Below are 18,482 nucleotides of genomic sequence, written 5' to 3' on the forward strand. Positions count from 1 at the left end.
GCCCGTCAGCGGCCGGCCGCCCGATCGGATCGCGCGGCCGGCCGGGAATGTCCAGTCGTGCCCGTTTCGTGCCGGGCAAAAGCCATAGGGAACTATTTATCGCGACGGCGGCGCTGCGCGCTTGATCGCGATCAAGCCGGCGGGATTCGGCGAAAAACAGCAACCGGATCGCGGATGAAACGTTTTCTACATTGCCGCGCGGTGGCGTGCCGACGCTCTTTTGCATCGGGAAAAGGCCGAATATCCACGGCGAACGAGCGTTTGACTACCGTAACGAGATAGTTCGGGACGAATGACCCGGCCAGAAGTGAAACGTTTCGAACGCGTGACGCGGAAACTTGGAAGTCAATGCAAGATTTTGAATTAAAACGATTTTCTGGTTTCTCGCCGAGCCCTTCGGAAGGTATTACCGAGCCACATGTTTCAAACATGAAACCAAAAGCGCTCGTAAAAACCCGAATGGCAGGCGCCCGATATTCAAGAGGCGACATTGGCCTTTGTATTCAAGCGCTTTGCACCGATGGCATCGTCAATGCGTGACGGCGTGCCGGATTGGTGCAGTCGGCCAAGCCGGCCCTCATTATTACCGGGAGCATCACATGCGCAAAACCTTACTGGCGTCCGCTGCAGTCCTCGCCTTGGGATTCAGCGGCTACGCGATGGCAAACCCCTGCGCCGACGGCACATCGTCGTGCACGCAGAAATCCAGAGGCGGATCGAACTCAATCTCCAACTCCGTCACATCGTCTCAGACAAGCACCACCGGGTCGAATGCGAATGAAATCGCACCCGGAGCGACTGTCAATCAGGACGCATACAACCAGACCAAGGTCGTCGCGTTGAGCAAGCTCGACGGAGTGGTGACGAACGTCCAGGTGTACGGCATCGGCAATCATGCGAACAACTGGGGCAGCGCCAACGGTGGCGGGGGCGGCAAGGGCGGCACCGGCTTCGGCGTGGGCGGCGTCGGCGGAAACGGCGGCGCAGGCGGAAGCGGCGGTGCGGGCGGCAGTGGCGGCAACGCGCACAACGGTAGCGCCACGGCAGGCAAGGCCAGCAACGGCAGCGCGACGGCCGGTGACGGCTATGGCGGAGACGGTGGCGCCGGCGGCACGGCGACCGCCAGCGGTGGGAAAGGCGGCTTATCCGCTGCCGCGGGCGGCAAGGGCGTAGGCAAGGGCGGCGGCGCGCTCGCGGCATCGGTCGGGGTCGGCGGCGACGGCAAGGGCGGCGGCGCAGGCTGGGGCGGTGGCAGCAGCGGCGGGCATACCCATGTGTCGAATAGCGGCAGCGGCTCCGCGACAGGAAACAGCACCGCAGGCTCCAGCACAGGCACCGGCACGGGTACCGGCACCGGAGGCGGAGCATTGGCGGGCGCGGCGACGGCGACGGGCGGCCAAGGCTCGGGGACGGGAGGCTTGGCCGGATCCCAGGGCGGCGCGGGCGGCACGGCAACGGCCACCTCGGGCAATGGCGGCACGGGTGGTGTCGGCACGGGCGGCAGCGCGACGAACGGCGGCGCGTCGACGTCGGCCAGCAACGGCAACGCGACGGCGGGTAACGGCGCGCTCGGCGCGGTCGGCGCGGCAGGCGGCAATGGTGGCACCGGCGCAGGCGGCACCGGCAACGGTGCGGTCGGCGGCGCGGGTGGCGCAGGCGGAACCAACACGGTCGACGCGGGGACGTTCAACATGTCCAACGCAATGGCGAGCGTTGGTCAAAGCGCTGCGGGCATCATGATTGCCAACCAGAACAGCGGGATGGCGTCGCTCGTGCAACAGGCAGTGACCGTGCAGTCGAACCTGACCGTCGGACGTTAGGACGGCCGGTCGGCTTCGGCATGTCGTGCAACATGCCATGGCGCGTAGGCCGCGCCATGGCTTTCATTCCATCGCCGGACGGGCAGGACGGACGGCAGGGCGAGGCGGCCGAATGGCCAGCCTCGCCTTCGCCGTCGGGTTTCGTCCTGGTTCCCGTTGGTCGACGGTCACGCAGTTTCCGCTCCCGCGCGTGCGGGCCGAGCAGGGCCGCGCCGGGCACAAGGAGACAACCATGCGAGCGCGAAAGGCATTTCCGCTGGTGATATTGCCTGCTGTGCTTTTGCTGCCGGGCCTGACGGCTTGGGCAGCGCCTGACGCATCATCGTCCGTCGCGGCGGACGCCCTCGTGCAAGCGGCGCCGGGTTCCGTCCGGCCCGCGCCGGCCGCGGTTGCCGTGGCGTCTGCGGCAGCCGCCGCACCCGCGCAGGCGGACGGTTTCGGGATCGCGATGTCCGCCGAGCAGCTCGACGCGCATCGCGGCGGCGATGCGCTGATCGGCCAGAACTATCTGAATGGCACGGTTTCCGACAACATCGCGAGCCGGGTGTCGACGGGCTCGAATGCGATTACCGAAGGCTCGTTCGCCAATTCGAGCGGCTTGCCGACGGTCATTCAGAACACCGGCGCCAACGTGCTGATCCAGAACGCGACGGTGCTGAACGTGCGCTTCGGGAACTGAGCGATGAGACATTCCGCCGCGTTGTGGGTGGCAATGGTGGCGTGTGCCTTGTCTGGCCCGGCCGCGCATGCGGACGAGATCACGGTCGTCGATCCGGCGGGCGCCGGCTATGCGATGCACGTGACGAGTCTCAAGGAGGCGCGCTTCAAGCGAACCGTCAGGCAGCAATTCGACTTCAGCTGCGGGTCGGCCGCCGTCGCGACGCTGCTGACCTATCAGTACAACTATCCGATGGACGAGCAGACTGCGTTCGCGCAGATGTGGGAGAACGGCAACCAGGAAAAGATTCGCCACCAGGGATTTTCGCTGCTCGACATCCGGCGCTTCCTCGAGGCGCACGGGTTCGTCGCGGACGGCTACGAACTGCCGCTGCAGACGCTCGCGAAGACGAATACGCCGGCCATCGTGCTGATCACCGAGAACGGCTATCACCACTTCGTGGTCGTCAAGGGGATGCGCAACGGGCGGGTGCTCGTCGGCGACCCGGCCACCGGCACGCGGCCGGTCACGCAGGCGAGCTTCGAGCAGAAATGGGAGGACCACGTGCTGTTCGTGATTCACAACAAGCCCGGGCTCGCGGCGTTCAACGATCCGCGCGACTGGCGCGTCGCGCCGAGCGCGCCGCTCGACACCGGCATCAGTCGGGACGGCCTGTACTTCGTGACGATGCCCAAGCACGGCCCGGGCGATTTTTGAGAACCGACATGAGATCCGATACCAGAAAGATCATCGGCATCGCGACGGTTGTCTGCGGCGGGATGGTGCCGATCGGCGCGGTGGCGATGCAGAGTGGTGCGGCGGCGGCGACCGACGGGCGCGTCGCGTCGGCGGCGGACGCGTTCGCGGTATCCGGGGTGACGACGGAGGCCGACATCGCACCCGTAACACGGCGGGTCGAAGCCGAGCCGGTCACGTATGCGGTGCCGATCGCGACCCGCGAGCGACAGGCCGGCCCCGCCGCATCGAAGCCCGCTGACGCGACGGAAGACCGGCGCTGGCCGGCGGGCGGCGCGGTCGCGCTCAGCGACGAACGCCTGGATGCGATGCGCGGCGGCTTCGATCTGCCGGGCGGCCTGACGGTGTCGTTCGGCATGTCGCGTGTCGCGTTCGTGAACGGTCATCTGGTCACGACGACCAGCTTCGACATTCCGGACGTGAGCCGGATCACCGCGCAACAGGCCCAGGCGCTCGCGGCCGCGAACGTGGGCGCGCTGATCCAGAACGGCCCCGGCAACGCCGTGCAGCCCGGCGCGCTGCCGGCGCTGACGGGCGCGTTGATCCAGAACACGCTGAACAATCAGCACATCCAGGCCGTGACCACGATCGACATGTCCGTCAACACGCTGTCGATGTTCAAGGCGCTGAACGTCATGTCGACGCTCAACCAGGCGCTCACGCGCGCATTGCCGGGCAGGTGAGCGAACAGACGGGCGAACGGGCGAACGGGCGAACGGGCGAGTGGGCGAACCGAAGAACCGAAGAACCGACGAACGGGCGAGTGGGCTGCCGCGCCATTGCCGGGCCGGGAGGCGGCGCGCCGTCCGCCAGTCCGCCGGCGGCGCGCGGCGGTCAGAACGCAATCGGCACGCGCAGCGTGAACGTCACGTCCGGCGTGTCGCGCGTGAGGCCCGCGCCGATCGACAGGTTCAACGTGGTCTTCGGCGTCAACCGGTACGAGTAGCCGACGAGCAGCGTGGCGAGGATCACGCGCACCGAAGTTGGCACGGTCTGGCCGTTCTGCGTGGTGGGCAGCACGATGCTCTGGTCGTAGCCGAGGCTCACCGACGCCTTCTCGTTCAGCGCGAGGCCCATGCCGATGTTGAAGCCCCAGATGTCGCCGGGCTGCACGCTGCCGATGAAGCTCTTTTGTCCGTCGCGGATCGTGAGGCTGAGGTTGTCGCGCCCGAAGCTGTGCAGGTAGCTGAAGTTGCCGAAGAACACGACCGGGTCGCTCGGAAACAGCCAGGTGAGGCCCGGCTGGATCGCGTAGAAGCCGGAGCCGGTCGGCTGCTCGAGCGGCAGGCCGGTGCCGGTGGTGTTGCCGATGCAGCGCGTCACGCAGTCGGTGACGACGTCGAACGGGCTCTTGCCGGTCGCGGTCTTGAAGCGGAGCCAGCCGATGTAGTAGAACTTGTCCGGCCCGCCGTCGTTGAACTGGTAGCGCAACGTCATTTCGACGTCGCCGAGCGCATGGCCGTGGCTGTTGAACACGTTGTCCTGCGCGGTGCCGGTGAAGATCTCGCGGCTGATCGTGTCGCTCGTCGAGTACACGTAGGGCACGCGGACTTCCAGTTCCATCCGGTTGGTGATCCCGTAGCGCGCCGCGATCGCGCTCGTCAGTATCGTCGTCTTGACTTCCCGCACGTCGACCAGGCCGATCAGGAGCGCCGGGATGATCGTGTAGCCGACCAGTGCGACACGGTCGGACGACGAATAGCCGAACTGGAACGACGGCTCGATGACGAACTTGTGCTTCGGCGTCAGCACGCCGGGCTGATCGAAGATCGGCGCGACGGCGGGCGGCGCGGTCTCCGGCACGGGCGCCTGGCCGACCGGCTGGCCCGGCGGCGGCGATGGCGCGGCTGCAGTTGCGGGTTGCACGTTGCCGGCGCCGCCTGCCGTTGCCGCGGCGGCCCCTGCCGGGGACGCGCCCGCGGGGGCCGTGTCGGCCGGCGGTGTCGCGCCGCTGGCGTCGCCGGGCCCGGTGCCACGCTTGTTCGCGAGCACCCCCGCGTCCAGCGCGCGACTCAGGCGCGCGAGATTCGCTTCTTCGTCGGCGAGCTTGCGCTTGAGCGCCTGCAACTCCTTGAGATGACTATCGACTTCCTGGCGTAGCGCGGAGATGTTCTCCTGCGCCGACTGAGCTTCCAGCGACTGCGCTTGCACTTCCGCATGAAACAGCCACAGGGCTGCATAGGCGATGCTGCGGATGTGACGAGATGGCATGCGCTTCACGGTACGTCTCCATGATCAGGCTTGCAGATTCACCCCCGCTCGACTTCGACAACAGGCCGGCACGCACGTCGCGCGCCGCTTCGGATCGCTTATATGAATGTCATGTCGACCCGTCACCACGGTGTCATGTCCCGACACGCGAAAGCGCCGGGACAGACTTCAAAAGGCTAGTGCAGCACCCGTCGAAAGCCAACCCGGCAAACCCCGATTGTGTTCGGCGCGCCACACCGGGGGGTGACCGGAACCCGTTCCACCGGGAAATCCACGCAAACGGAATGCAGGTTTCGCGCCTGCGGAACGCCACCGTCCCTGGTTCGTGCCGGTCGTTGCTTCCGCGTGCCGCACGCATGCTCGCGGCCGGCATATAGTTGAAACTTGCAGTCATACGCCGCCGATTGACGGCGCCGGCGTGCGGCCCGTTCGCGGCATGCACGGCGCAACGATACAAAGGAGGAGTCTTCCATGTCGAAACTGATCGAAACGATGGCGTCTTCCATCGACGCGCTCGTGCCCGAGCTTGAAGCGATCTACAAGGATCTGCATCGGCATCCGGAGCTGTCGATGCAGGAAGTCCGCACCGCGTCGATCGTGGCGGACTACGTCGAGAGGCTCGGCTACGAGGTGACGCGCCACGTCGGCGACACGGGCGTCGTCGCCGTGCTGCGCAACGGCGACGGCCCCACGGTGATGTTGCGCGCCGACATGGACGCGCTGCCGATGGAGGAGGCCACCGGGCTGCCGTATGCGAGCACGGCCAGGATGACCGACGAGGACGGTGTCGAGGTCGGCGTCGCGCACACCTGCGGGCATGACCTGCACGTCACGTGGCTGCTGGGCGTGGCCCGTCTGATGGCCGAGCGTCCCGCCGCGTGGCGCGGCACGCTGCTCGCCGTGTTCCAGCCGGGCGAGGAAGTGGGGCGCGGCGCGCGCGCGATGCTCGACGACGGCATGATGTCCCGTTTTCCGAAACCCGACGTCATTCTGGGGCAGCACGTGATGGTCGGGCCGGCCGGCACGGTGGGCTATCGCGCCGGCACGATCCTGTCGGCCGGCGACAGCCTGAAGATCCGGCTGTTCGGGCGCGGCTCGCACGGCTCGCAGCCGCAGACGTCGATCGATCCCGTGATCATGGCCGCGTCGACCACGTTGCGGCTGCAGACGATCGTATCGCGCGAGATCGCGCCGCGGGACAGCGCGGTGCTGACGGTCGGCGCGCTGCAGGCCGGCACCAAGGAGAACATCATTCCCGACGATGCGACGCTCAAGCTCAACGTGCGCACCTTCGACGAGGACGTGCGCGAGTACATGCTCGGCGCGATTCGCCGCATCTGCTGCGCCGAGTGCATGGCGTCGAATGCGCCGCGCGAGCCGGAGTTCACGACGCTCAGCAGCTACCCGCTGACCGTGAACGACGACGCGACCACGCAACGCCTGCGGGACGCATTTGGCGCGTGGTTCGGCGAGCGGGCCTACGAGACGCAGCCCGCCGCCGCGAGCGAGGACTTCAGCGTGTTCGGCCGCGAATGGAACGTGCCGTATGCGTTCTGGTTCGTCGGCGGCACCGACGCCGAGGTCTATGCGAAAGCGAAAGCCGACAAGAAGCTCAACACGCTGCCGAGCAACCATTCGCCGCAGTTCGCGCCGACGCTCCACCCGACGCTGCGCACCGGCCTCGAAGCGATGCTGTGCGCGGCCGGCGAATGGCTCGGCCCGCGAGACACGTTATCGTGAATGCCCGCGCGGCCGATGTCGTTGCCGATTCGATGCGGCGCGTTCGCGCTTGCCGTCAGCGGCGCGGTGGCCGCGCGGCAGCGGCGGCTCGATCTGTTCGGCATCGCGTCGGTCGCGTTCATGGTGGCATGCGGCTCGGCTCGGCTCGCTGCGCTTCGGTTGGCGATTGCGGGTGTTTCAGCAGCGGCTGGACGACGCCAGGTAAAACCATGAAGAATGCGAAATCGCTATCATGGCGACCGGCTCAGCAACGCGAACCCCGAACCCGACATCCGATGAACATCCAGGTCACTCCCATCACAGCCGGCAACACCGCGTGCGCGGTGGACGCCCTGCGCCTGCTCTGGCCACGTTACGCGCCCGCGGAAATGGTCCGCGTCATCGATCAGGAACTGCGGCCGAACGGATACCATCTGGCCGGCATATGGGGCGACGACTCGCCGATGGCCGCCTCGGTGCTCGGCTACCGCATTCAGCATTCGCTGTGGCTGGGCAAGTCGCTCTATATCGTGGACATCGCGACGCTGCCCGAATGGCGCGGCCGCGGCTTCGGCGACCGGCTGCTGGAATGGGTGGAGGCCGAAGCCGCGAGCCTCGGTTGCTCGGCGGTGCATCTGGACTCGGGCGTCGGCAACGATCGTGCCGCGGCCCACCGCCTGTACATGCGCCATCACTACCGGATCGGCTGCCATCACTTCGTCAAGGTGCTTGACGGGGAGTGAGGCAGACTGATCGCCTGCCATCTTGCGGATCGACGGCAGTTTCACGCCGCTGCTCACGTGGCTCAAGAGCCTCAAGAGCCTCGGCGCGTGCTATCTGATGGGCGGCGCGTTCAAGAACCGGCCATCAGGTAGCGACGCCCTGGGCATCGAAAAGTCCTTCGAACAGGACCGTGCTCAGATATCGCTCGCCGGAGTCGGGCAACACGACGACGATGGTCTTGCCCGCGTTCTCCGGTCGCTGCGCGAGCCGCGCCGCAACCGCGACGGCGGCGCCGGACGAGATGCCCGAGATGATCCCTTCTTCCCTCGCGAGACGTTGCGCATAAAGAATCGCGTCCTCGTTGGAGACCTGCTCGATGTCGTCGACGAGCGAGAGATCGAGGACATCCGGAACGAACCCGGCGCCGATGCCCTGAATCTTGTGCGGACCCGGTTTCAGCGGCTCGCCCGCGCGCACCTGCGTCAGGATCGGGCTCGCGGCGGGCTCGACCGCGACGGACCGAATCGACTTTCCCTTGACGCGCTTGATGAACCGGGACACGCCCGTGATCGTGCCGCCCGTGCCCACGCCCGACACGAAGATGTCGACGGCGCCGTCGGTGTCGTCCCAGATTTCCGGGCCCGTGGTCTGTTCGTGGATGGCAGGGTTCGCGGGATTGCGGAATTGCTGAAGCAGCACGTAGCGCTCGGGGTTGGCGGCGGCGATTTCCTCGGCCTTCGCGATCGCGCCGGCCATGCCGCGCGCGCCCTCCGTCAGCACCAGCTTCGCGCCGAAGGCGACCAGCAGCTTGCGCCTTTCGACACTCATCGTCTCCGGCATCGTGAGCGTCAGCGCGATACCGCGCGCCGCCGCGACATAGGCGAGGGCAATCCCCGTGTTGCCGCTGGTCGGTTCGACGATCTCCTTGCCCGGGCCAAGCAGGCCGCGTTTTTCCGCATCCCAGATCATCGACGCGCCGATTCGGCACTTCACCGAGTAGGCCGGATTTCGGCCCTCGATTTTCGCCAGCACGGTTGCCGGCGCGCCGTCCGTGACGTGATTGAGGCGCACCAGCGGCGTGTGACCGATGGAGCGCGAATTATCTTCAAACCAACGAGCCATAGTGGTGCCCTTGTCATCCGTCGAATTAATGGACGAATTGTAAAGGGGTGGTTCCGCCAGTCAAGCCGGCACCGCGACGGAATGCCGGCGCGATCAAGGATGCGACGGAGCCGCTCCAGCGGGCGCGCCATGCCACGGGCGGGGTGTCCGCGGCGCCGTGCCGCGGCACACGTGCTTCGATTTTTTATTGAGAAGCTTATTGTCGATTTTTATAAGGACCGATCGTGACATGCATTTTCCGGTTCTTTCCAAACGGCGAGTCAGGCAGGCAAGCCCCCGCCCGTCGGGCCGTCAGAGCCGCCGGGCCGCCTCGAGGAACGGCTGCGCCAGCGGATCGCTCACCGCTGCGACGTTGACGCGTACCCACGGCGTCGCCTCTCCGTTCGGCCGATAGTCGCATCCTGGCGCGAGATCGAGCCCGTGCATGCGCGCGGTCTCGACGAGCCGTACGGAATCGTCGACGCCCGGCACGCGCGCCCACAGGAACATCCCGCCGCTCGGCTTCTCGTACACCTCCCAGCCCGACTGCCGCAGCCGTGCGGCCGCGTCGGCCGACGCCTGCGCGAGCCGCCTGCGCAGCCGTTCCATATGCTTGCGGTGCATGCCGCGCTCGAGCAAGGTCGCGACCACGCTCTCGGCGAGGCGCGTGCCGCCCGTGCTGGTGAGCGCCTTTACGTCGACCAGATGCTTGAGCAGGTCGTGCCGCGCGGCCAGGTAGCCGATCCGCAGCGACGACGACAACGTCTTCGAGAATCCGCCGAGATAGATCACGCGGTCGAGCTGGTCGAGCGTCGCGAGCCGTTGCGATGGCGTCGCCTCGAAATCCGCATAGACGTCGTCCTCGACGATCGAGAAGCCGTGCTGCTGCGCGAGCTGCAGCAATCGGAACGCGACCTGCGGCGCGACGTTCGTCGCGGTCGGGTTGTGAAATACGGTGTTGACGAAGAACAGCTTCGGATGGTGTTCGCGCAGCAGCGCCTCGGCAACCTCGACGTCCGGCCCCGTTGCGCGGCGCGGCACGCCGACGAGCTTCACGCCGTGCAGCCTAAGCAGTCCGAACAGGTTGAAATAGCCGGGATCTTCGACGAACACGGTATCGCCCGGCTTCAGCATCAGCCGCACGACGAGATCGAGCGCCTGGCTCGCGCTATGCGTGACGAGGATCTGATGTGGCTGCGCGTCGACGCCGAGCGGCGCGAGATGCCGGCACAGCTGCTGGCGCAGCAGCGGATCGCCCTGCGGATGCGCGTAGTCGACGAGGCTCGCCGTGTCGCTGCGCGCGATGTGACGCACCGCCTGCGCGATGCCGTCGACGTCGCGCCATGCCGCCGGCACGAAGCCGCTCGACAGCCTCACGCGGTCGCCGGCCGGTGCGAACTGCTCGAGGATATGGCTCGACGCCTCCTCGGCGATGCGCGAATCCACGCCGCCGGGCCGCGCGTCGGCGTCGAGCCGGTCGGTCACGTAGAAGCCGGAGCCGTGGCGGGGCTGAATCAGGCCACGCGCGGCGAGCCGGTCGTATGCCTCGATCACCGGGAAGCGGCTGATCTGCTGATCGGCCGCCATCTTGCGAATCGACGGCAGCTTCACGCCGCTGCGCAAATGCCGCGAACGGATCATCTGTTCGATCTGGCTGGCCAGTTGCTCGGTCAGCGGAATGCCGACCGTCGTGTCGAGCGCAAGTTTCATCGGACGCCGCCCTGAAAGTGTTCGGTCGAAATGGCTGAACAGTTTGACGGTGATTGTTCGGTACTGTTCATTCCTTCGGCGAAATTCTAGACGAATAATCGGTGAGATGACTCTCACTTATTTCTCCAATTTCGGCGTCGCGTTCGCCGCTTACCTGATCGGCACGGCGATGCCCGGCCCGGGCAACCTGTCGATCGCAACCGCGTCGCTGAACCACGGACGCGCGCACGGCCTCGCGATGGCAGCCGGCGTGATTTCCGGCTCGCTCTGCTGGGGCGTGACGGCGGCGGCCGGCATGTCCGCGCTGATGCTGTCGAGCCAGCCGCTGCTCGCGTGGCTCAAGATCCTCGGCGCGTGCTATCTGATGTGGCTGGCGGTCAAGGTGACGCGCTCGGCATTCTCGTCGCACGATCCGCTGACGGCCGGCACGCAGGTGCGCCGCGGCAGCCTCGCGCTGTTCTATCTGCAGGGGCTCGGCATCCACCTGACCAACCCGAAGGCGATCCTCTCGTGGCTGACCGTCACGACGCTCGGGCTTTCCACCGGCTCGCCGCCGTGGACGGGCTTCGTGCTCGTCGCCTGCTGCTGGGTGCTGGGCCTCGGCGTGTTCTCGGCGTACGCGCTCGCATTCTCGTCGCGCTCCGCGGGGCCGTTCTTCGCGCGCACGCGCAAGCCGTTCGGGCTGGTTTGCGGGCTGTGCTATTGCGTGCTCGCGGCGGGGTTTCTGCACTCGCTCGCGTAGCGGGTTGGCGCATCGACGCGGATATTCCTGGGCCATTCGCTTCTCGATCACGTCGCGCCATATCTGGACACATCCCGACGTGACAGGCGGGAAGCGATAGCCGGCGTCGATCCAGGTGAGTGCACGACGCAGTGCCGACAATGCGCTGATGGGCAAAGAGGACTTCGCAGGTCTTGACGCAAATCCCCGTTGCGGATATTAGATTTCTCTTATTGTATTAGGCGCCGGCGGGCCAATATCAAGAAAGGAAAATCCCCAGATGACCGTGACGTATTTGACGCTCGATCAGACAATCGAAGAACGCGTGGCGACGAAAGCTGCTGGCGCGCCGGGCAAGGAGGCCATGGGCCTGCCCGTGCGCGATCGCAATGGGCGTTGCTGCGCAGCCATGCCTGGAATGACGATAGCCGGGGTACGATGAACGTCCTGTCGTCAAACGGCCGTGAATGCGACTATCGCATTCCGGTGGGCGATCTGCCTGTACCTGTCATTTGCTATGACGCGACTGGCCAGCGGCTTTGCATGAATGCGGCGGCCATCGCGATGATGAGCGATCCCTCGGGCGATTCAGGGTGTCCGCGCAGTGAATCGGAACTGCTTTCCCGGCCTGCTCTGCGGCGCTACCTGAGTGCCATCGGCGAAGTCGCTGCAACGGGTGTGCCGACCACGCTCGAACTGGCATTCGATGCTGTTCCTGTCACCGAATGCCGGCATTACCGTGTTCAGCTCGCGACTACGCCCGCTCCGGATGGCGGCGTGAACGTCGTTGCCGTTTGCTTCGACGTCACAGCCAGCAAACAGGCCAAAGCGCAACTTCGGGAGCGCGAAGCCTTTCTTGAAACGTTGCTCGAGATGATCCCCGTGCCGGTCTTTTCCAAGAACCGGGAGGGGCGCTACCTCTATCTGAACAAGGCTTTCGAAGAATTCCTGGGGCGGGATAAAGCGCACTTCATCGGCAAGACCGTGTTCGAAGCACACCAGCACGAGCTCGCCAGCACCTACCACGCCAATGACGATGCGCTCTTTCGCGAGGGCGGGGTGCAGCGATATGAGTCAAGGGTGAGAAACGCGTCGGATCATGTGCGTGAGGTCGAGTTCACCAAATCCGTGTTTCGCGACAGAGAGGGCACGCCCGCGGGTTTGATCGGCGCGATACTCGATGTCACCGAGCGACAGCAAGCCGCGGCGGAGCGGCGGGCTCAGTACGAGCACATGCTGCAGCTCAACCAGCGTCTCGAGGGAAAAGCGGGGGAGCTGGAGGACGCGCGTTCGCACCTGCTTGGCGTGCTGCAAACCATCCCCGACTTTGTGTGGCTGAAGGATACGGAAGGCGTCTATCTTTTCTGCAACCCTGCGTACGAGCGGCTGATCGGCAAGCCGGAAGCCGACATCGTCGGGAAATCGGATTGCGACTTTTACAGTGAGGAGGAGGCCGCCTTTTGCCGGGAGAAAGACCTGCAGGCCATCGAGGCGGGCCGGATCTGCATCAACGAGGAGTGGGTGACGTATCCGGACACAGGCCGGCGCGCATTGCTGGAAACACGCAAGGTGCCGATGCGTGCTGCCGACGGCCGCGTGAAAGGTGTGCTGGGCGTCGCGCGCGACATCACGGAGCGGAAGCGGTTCGAGGATACGCTTCATCGGATGGCCTATTACGACCCGCTCACGTCGTTGCCGAACCGGACCTTGTTCAACGAGCGTCTGCGGCAAACCGTCGCCGATGCCTTGCCCGACAGGCGCCCGTTGAGCGGCGTGGTAATGCTCGACATGGATCGCTTCAAGGATGTCAACGACACCTTCGGACATGCGGCGGGCGACGAACTGCTGCGCGAGGCGGCGAAGCGCTTGCTGCCGTGTGTGCGCCCCGGCGATACCGTGGCGCGTCTGGGCGGTGACGAGTTCGCCATTTTGCTGCCGGACGTGCGCGAGCGGCGCACGCTGGAAAACATCGCGAAAACGATCCTCCGGCAGTTCGACGCGCCCTTCGAGCTGGACGGGAAAGGTGTGTTCGTCTCGTGCAGCATCGGCATCGCGCTTTATCCGAACGACAGCGCCGAAGCGGGCGACCTCCTGAAATATGCCGACTCGGCGATGTATTTCGCCAAGCAATCGGGCCGTCGCAACTATCGCTTCTACTCGAAAGAGCTGACCGTCCATGCCGCCAAGCGTCTTGCGGTCGAGTCGGAACTGCGCGGCGCCATCGAGCGCGGGGAGTTCGAACTTCACTACCAGCCCAAGGTGTCGCTGGACAGTAACGAAGTGATCGGCTCGGAAGCATTGCTGAGGTGGAACCGCCCGGGCATGGGGCTCGTGCCGCCGGACGAGTTCATTCCGGTCGCCGAGGAAACGGGGCTGATCGGGGATTTGGGCACGTGGGTGCTACGTGAGGCTTGCCGTGCAGCCGTCGAATGGAACGCGAATGGCAGGGGGTGTCACACCGTGGCGGTCAACCTGTCGGCCCGCCAGTTCCAGTTTCAGGATCTGGCTTCCACAGTCGAGGAGATACTTGTCGAGACCGGCTGCCATCCCGAATGGCTTGGCCTCGAGATTACCGAAAGCGTGCTGCTGGAGGAGGACGACGCGATCCTCGCTGCGCTTTGGACGTTCAAGACCATGGGCCTGTCAATCGCCGTCGACGATTTCGGTACCGGCTACTCGGCATTGAGCTATCTGGCGCGCTTTCCGATCGACGTGCTGAAAATCGACCGCTCGTTCGTGCAGAAGGTGACGACCGATCGGCGCCATGCGGAGCTCGTCAAGGCGATCCTCTCGATCGCGCGGTGCCTGGGGCAGCAGGTCGTCGCCGAGGGCGTCGAAACCGACGCGCAGGCGGCGTTTCTCTTGGCGAACGGCTGTCAGGTCGCACAGGGCTTTCTCTACAGCAAGCCGCTGCCGAAGGGGAGGATGACTTCGTTGCCGAGGCGGCTTGGCGGGGTTTTGAGACTGGATGCGTGATTAGCACAGCGCGACATGCGCGAGGCGATAGGCGCGATTGATCCTAGGGAGTGACGGGCGCTGTTTTGCCATTGCCTTCACAGCCTCCTTACCTCAAAGTAACGAGCATTGGAGGGTAACCAATTAGCGAGCTGCGCTACACCGTACGAGAAGTGGGCTCGCAAACCAGGACAGTCGGATAAGTGGAACGGCCGGGGCTTGAGCCAACGATAATGCGGGCAGAGGAACCGGGGACTCGACGTTGCCGCATTCGATGCAACGGCTGACGACCGGACCAACGATGAACGTGGTTATCCGGAACGACAGGAGCCAACCGGAAACTTCGGGCTAGTGCCGGCGCATTCCGCCAGCTCCACTCATTCCGCCGAATCGATGCACGCCACCCAACCCGCGCCTCCCGCCGATGGGGATCGGCCCACGGTGCGCACCCGCGCCGATCGGCATGCCAAAGCGGCGGTGATCCATGCGATTGAAATCGCCGAAATGATCAAAGCGATGGAAATGATGGAAGCGATGGAATCGGTCGACGAAGATGAAGCTGACGCCCGCGCCAACGAAAAGCGGCGGCCGCCAGTACCAACGGTCGGGATACGGGTAAGCCGCAAGCGGATACCACAGGACGCTACCGTCAGGGCTTTGCATGATCTGCCACGTTCCGTCGCTTTGCAGATATGCACGCCCCACGACCTGCTGCGGCGTGTCGTCGATTTCTGCTTGCCCCAGAACCGCACGGCAATTGGTATCGTCATTTGACACATCGTCATACATCTGTGCAACGGTCGGCCCGGAAAAGAGGACAAAGGCGAGACCGATCCCGAAATGAAGCAAGTTGCGCATAATCGGCTCCCGTACTGATCCCGATCACTTGACGAACGGTGCATTGCCGAGGGTCTCCCGCGTATTGGTTTGCTTGTGTAGTTGCACGGCACGGTGGCAGCAGCGGCCTGATGCTTTGCCTGCCTGCGCCTGACGAGTAAACGATGCGACGCACGGAGTTATTCCATGCGGGTTATGGAAATCGGCGCGCGACCGGGCGGGAAGGCAGAACTGCGCAACCGAGGCTGGCCCAATTAGCGCATGTATCGCGCCAGCCATCCCGTCTCGGGAATAAGCGGCCCGCTGCACGCGTTAACTGTGCGTACCGCTCGCCGCAGAATGAATTCATGCCGTCACCCGTGCAGGCGAGTTCGTGTGTTTGACGAACTCGCGCACGGTTGTCCCTCGACACTCGGCGAGCATGACGTTCGATACAAAGGGGGCCGTCATGCGCATCGATTACAGAATCGCAATCCTGGTCAGTGTGTTCGCGCTCGGCATGTCGTCGCATGCCAGTCGGGCTCAACAGACCGTCAAGGCAACACTGCGGTCAGACTCGATCCAGCTCGCGACGCACAGCGTGAAGCCGGGTCGCATCACGCTCGACGTCAGGAATGCGGCGGACAACAACATGAAGCACGAACTCGTCGTGCTGAAGACAGACCTTGCCGACAACGCGCTGCCCATCAGCAAAGGGCAGGTGCTGGAGCGCAGGCTGAATAAGATCGGGGAAGTCGAGGACATTGCGCCGGGCAAGAGCAAGCGCGTGTCGTTAAAGCTCGCACCCGGCCATTACGCGCTGATCTGCAACAAACCGGGACACTATGAGGCCGGTATGCATACGGCGCTTGTCGTGGCACCGTGACCCGCAAGACGGGCACGATCGCGCCGCGACTCGCGACAAGCCGCCAATTCGGGTGAGTGGTCCATCCGTTGCTCTGCCACTGAGCGCACATTTCCGGGAGCCAGAATGACCGAAATATCAGACTGGCAAGATAACTTTTCTTATCACAACAACCCGATATTTGTGCCAAACTGGCGGGCATGAAAACGCACCTGCCACCGTCCCCCGATCACGAAACGCTCCCCGCCGGCTTTCCCGACGCCGACGAACTGGCCGCGCTGCGCGCGTGGTATGCGGGGATGCCCGTCCGCAAGGCGGTCGAGCGCTATCTGCCGGAGCGCGTCGGAGCAGGGCAGTCCGCACGCGGGATCCTCGGCGGCATCCGCCGCCGGCTGGCGCGCGCCGCGCGGCACATCGGCCGGCCCGATCTGGCCGAACTGCTCGCGCATCCCGACGGCGAGCGGCTTCAGGAAGCGAAGGCAGTCGCGGCGGCGATCGAAACCGTGCGGCATACCCGCGCGCCGGCCCCGCAAATCAGCGACGACATCGGCGCCTGGCTGCCCGCGCGCGCGGTGGCCAGCCTGCGCGCGCGCGGCATCGATACGCTCGCGGATCTCACCGTGCGGATTCCGCGCCGGCGCCAGTGGTGGAAGGCGATTCCCGGCCTCGGCCCGGCCAGCGCGCGCCGCATCGAGGCGTTCTTCGCCGCGCATCCGGCGCTGACGCAGCGGGCGAGGGCGCTGATCGCGGCCGCGCCGCCGAGCGGCATCGTGCCGTGGGAGCACCTGCGGCTGCCGCGCGAGGTCGACGGCTCGGCCGGCACCTTCCGCGCGCCGCGCGCGACCTGCACGCTCGACGCGGACGACGATTACCGCGCCGTTCACGCATGGCTGTCGCTGCACGAATCCGCCGCGACGCAGCGCGCGTACCGCAAGGAAGCCGAGCGGCTGATCCTGTGGGCGATCGTCGAGCGCGGGCGCGCGCTGTCGTCGCTGACCACCGAAGACGCGGTCGCGTACCGCGCGTTCCTGCGCCGTCCGACGCCAAGCGAGCGCTGGGTCGGGCCGGTGCGGCCGCGCGGCACGGCCGACTGGCGCCCGTTCTCCGGCGGCCTGTCGGCGCGTTCGGCCGCGTATGCGCTATCGGTGCTCGGCGCGCTGTTCCGCTGGCTGATCGAGCAGCGCTATCTGCTGGCGAACCCGTTTGCCGGCGTCAAGGTGCGCGACACGCGCCGCTCGGCCGCGCTCGACACGTCGCGCGCATTCACCGAAGGGGAATGGATGCTCGTGCGGACGATCGCCGACGGGCTGGAGTGGTCGTACGGCTGGGAGCCGAAGGCGGCGCAGCGCGTGCGCTTCATCCTGGATTTCGCGTACGCGACGGGCCTGCGCGCGAGCGAACTGGTCGGCGCGACGCTCGGCGACGTCGAGACCGACGCGCACGGCGACCACTGGATCAAGGTCGTCGGCAAGGGACGCAAGGCGGGCCGGGTGGCGCTGCCGCCGCTCGCCCGCACGGCGCTCGACCGTCATCTGGTCGAACGCCAGCTTCCCGTCACGCCGAGCCGCTGGCGCCCGGACACGCCGCTGATCCCCAATCTCGACGACGAAGGCGCGGCCCGCATCACCAGCGTGCGGCTCTGGAAGGTGCTGCAGCGGTTCTTCGCGAATACGGCCGCGATCGTCGAAGCCGACCACGCGGCGCTCGCGGAAAAACTGCGGCAGGCGAGCCCGCACTGGATGCGGCATACCCACGCAACCCATGCGCTCGCGCGCGGCGCCGAGCTGACCACCGTGCGCGACAACCTCCGTCACGCATCGATCTCGACGACGTCGATCTACCTGCACGGCGACGACGTGAAGCGGGCACGGCAGATCGCGGGGGGCGTTCGACAGCAAGTGAACGGGAGCGTCCGGCGTGGCAGCAGCCACCCCGGACGGGGTTCCGCTTGCCCGGCGAGCCGCGTCCCGCCTGTCGCTCAAGGTCTGGTGACGCCAGAAGCGGGCCTTGGCCTGTCTGCGGGTGCTGCCGCATCGCACTGAGCGGTGCGGCAGGGCAAGCGCGCCTCAGCGTCAGAACCGGTGTCGCAGACCGGCGGAGACGACGACCTGGGTATTGGTCGCGGACGGCGCGAGGCTGTACGTCGACGCGTTGAACGCCGTGATGCCGTTGCCGCCGTTCACGCGCTTGTACGCGCCTTCGACGTACACGTCGGTGCGCTTCGTAAACGCGTAGTCGCCCTGCAGCACGACCTGGTTCCACTTCGGCCGGGCGGACTGCTTGCCGGCGTCGAAGCGGCCGTCGGTGAACGTGTAGGCGACGGCGGCGCTCAGCGCCGGCGTGAAGAAGTAGCGGCCGTCGATCGAGTAGTTGTCGAGCGTCAGCGTCCGGCCGCTCAGCCCGACGGTTTTGCCGCCCTGCCAGACG

At 66.0% G+C, this 18,482-nt stretch carries 16 protein-coding genes and 2 pseudogenes; 13 read left to right on the forward strand and 5 right to left on the reverse strand.

All coding sequences use genetic code 11. The features are described 5' to 3' along the window. Nucleotides 1-348 precede the first annotated feature (348 nt). The 5 genes from LIG30_RS26640 (at nucleotide 349) to LIG30_RS22450 (ending at nucleotide 3,917) form a co-directional block, all read left to right on the forward strand. A complete protein-coding gene (locus tag LIG30_RS26640) occupies nucleotides 349-540 on the forward strand; it encodes a hypothetical protein (protein ID WP_152986191.1) in 192 nt (63 codons plus the stop codon). A 59-nt stretch (nucleotides 541-599) separates the two neighbouring features. Further along, nucleotides 600-1,820, forward strand: coding sequence for a hypothetical protein (locus tag LIG30_RS26860; RefSeq protein ID WP_038715608.1), 1,221 nt, complete (start codon nucleotides 600-602; stop codon nucleotides 1,818-1,820). 112 nt (nucleotides 1,821-1,932) lie between these two features. Then, nucleotides 1,933-2,499: a hypothetical protein gene (locus LIG30_RS22440; RefSeq protein ID WP_235510367.1), complete on the forward strand. Its 567-nt coding sequence runs from the start codon at nucleotides 1,933-1,935 to the stop codon at nucleotides 2,497-2,499. A 3-nt stretch (nucleotides 2,500-2,502) separates the two neighbouring features. After that, on the forward strand, nucleotides 2,503-3,195 hold the full coding sequence (locus LIG30_RS22445; protein WP_038715609.1) for a C39 family peptidase: 693 nt from the start codon (nucleotides 2,503-2,505) through the stop codon (nucleotides 3,193-3,195). A gap of 8 nt (nucleotides 3,196-3,203) precedes the next feature. Further along, the gene (locus tag LIG30_RS22450) at nucleotides 3,204-3,917 is read left to right on the forward strand and encodes a hypothetical protein (protein ID WP_051995139.1); all 714 of its coding nucleotides are present in this window, start codon (nucleotides 3,204-3,206) and stop codon (nucleotides 3,915-3,917) included. Nucleotides 3,918-4,068: 151 nt separating this feature from the next. On the opposite strand, the gene LIG30_RS22455 is transcribed toward LIG30_RS22450, so the two are convergent. Continuing rightward, entirely contained in the window at nucleotides 4,069-5,454 is a 1,386-nt protein-coding gene (locus tag LIG30_RS22455; RefSeq protein WP_038715610.1) for an acetate kinase, read from the reverse strand. Nucleotides 5,455-5,916: 462 nt separating this feature from the next. On the opposite strand from LIG30_RS22455, the gene LIG30_RS22460 reads away from it, so the two are divergent. From LIG30_RS22460 to LIG30_RS22465, 3 genes and pseudogenes are all read left to right on the forward strand, one after another. Next, a complete protein-coding gene (locus LIG30_RS22460) occupies nucleotides 5,917-7,185 on the forward strand; it encodes a M20 family metallopeptidase (RefSeq protein WP_038715613.1) in 1,269 nt (422 codons plus the stop codon). Beyond that, nucleotides 7,186-7,320 (forward strand): annotated as a pseudogene (locus tag LIG30_RS26865) (TRIC cation channel family protein); the annotation flags it as partial. A gap of 140 nt (nucleotides 7,321-7,460) precedes the next feature. After that, a complete protein-coding gene (locus LIG30_RS22465) occupies nucleotides 7,461-7,907 on the forward strand; it encodes a GNAT family N-acetyltransferase (RefSeq protein ID WP_038715614.1) in 447 nt (148 codons plus the stop codon). A 124-nt stretch (nucleotides 7,908-8,031) separates the two neighbouring features. Here LIG30_RS22465 and cysK read toward each other — a convergent pair whose 3' ends face one another. Next, the gene (cysK, locus tag LIG30_RS22470; RefSeq protein ID WP_038715616.1) at nucleotides 8,032-9,009 is read right to left on the reverse strand and encodes a cysteine synthase A; all 978 of its coding nucleotides are present in this window, start codon (nucleotides 9,007-9,009) and stop codon (nucleotides 8,032-8,034) included. A gap of 291 nt (nucleotides 9,010-9,300) precedes the next feature. Next, complete coding sequence (locus LIG30_RS22475; protein WP_038715617.1) at nucleotides 9,301-10,698, reverse strand: aminotransferase-like domain-containing protein; 1,398 nt, start codon at nucleotides 10,696-10,698, stop codon at nucleotides 9,301-9,303. Nucleotides 10,699-10,804: 106 nt separating this feature from the next. Between LIG30_RS22475 and LIG30_RS22480 the strand changes: the two genes are divergently transcribed. The 3 genes from LIG30_RS22480 to LIG30_RS22485 all read left to right on the forward strand — a co-directional run bounded on the left by LIG30_RS22480 (nucleotide 10,805) and on the right by LIG30_RS22485 (nucleotide 14,395). Beyond that, nucleotides 10,805-11,440 carry a LysE family translocator gene (locus LIG30_RS22480; RefSeq protein ID WP_038715619.1) on the forward strand — a complete coding sequence of 212 codons (636 nt, stop codon included), beginning with the start codon at nucleotides 10,805-10,807 and terminating at the stop codon, nucleotides 11,438-11,440. A gap of 259 nt (nucleotides 11,441-11,699) precedes the next feature. After that, nucleotides 11,700-11,861, forward strand: a complete 162-nt coding sequence (locus tag LIG30_RS26870) for a hypothetical protein (RefSeq protein WP_160326721.1) — start codon at nucleotides 11,700-11,702, stop codon at nucleotides 11,859-11,861. Next, entirely contained in the window at nucleotides 11,858-14,395 is a 2,538-nt protein-coding gene (locus LIG30_RS22485) for a sensor domain-containing protein (protein ID WP_200929724.1), read from the forward strand. The genes LIG30_RS26870 and LIG30_RS22485 overlap by 4 nt, the downstream gene beginning before the upstream one ends. A gap of 327 nt (nucleotides 14,396-14,722) precedes the next feature. Here LIG30_RS22485 and LIG30_RS22490 read toward each other — a convergent pair whose 3' ends face one another. Further along, nucleotides 14,723-15,232: a hypothetical protein gene (locus tag LIG30_RS22490; protein WP_038715621.1), complete on the reverse strand. Its 510-nt coding sequence runs from the start codon at nucleotides 15,230-15,232 to the stop codon at nucleotides 14,723-14,725. Nucleotides 15,233-15,659: 427 nt separating this feature from the next. Here LIG30_RS22490 and LIG30_RS22495 point away from each other — a divergent pair, with 427 nt between their 5' ends. Together LIG30_RS22495 and LIG30_RS22500 are read left to right on the forward strand one after the other, a co-directional pair. Then, nucleotides 15,660-16,076 carry a cupredoxin domain-containing protein gene (locus LIG30_RS22495; RefSeq protein ID WP_038715623.1) on the forward strand — a complete coding sequence of 139 codons (417 nt, stop codon included), beginning with the start codon at nucleotides 15,660-15,662 and terminating at the stop codon, nucleotides 16,074-16,076. Between the two features lie 179 nt (nucleotides 16,077-16,255). Beyond that, nucleotides 16,256-17,962, forward strand: a pseudogene (locus LIG30_RS22500) (phage integrase family protein); the annotation flags it as partial. Between the two features lie 165 nt (nucleotides 17,963-18,127). On the opposite strand, the gene LIG30_RS22505 reads toward LIG30_RS22500, so the two are convergent. Further along, the coding region (locus LIG30_RS22505; protein WP_038715625.1) for a porin at nucleotides 18,128-18,482 on the reverse strand (355 nt) is incomplete at its 5' end.

The sequence above is a fragment of the Burkholderia sp. lig30 genome, assembly GCF_000687455.2.
Taxonomy (GTDB): domain Bacteria; phylum Pseudomonadota; class Gammaproteobacteria; order Burkholderiales; family Burkholderiaceae; genus Burkholderia.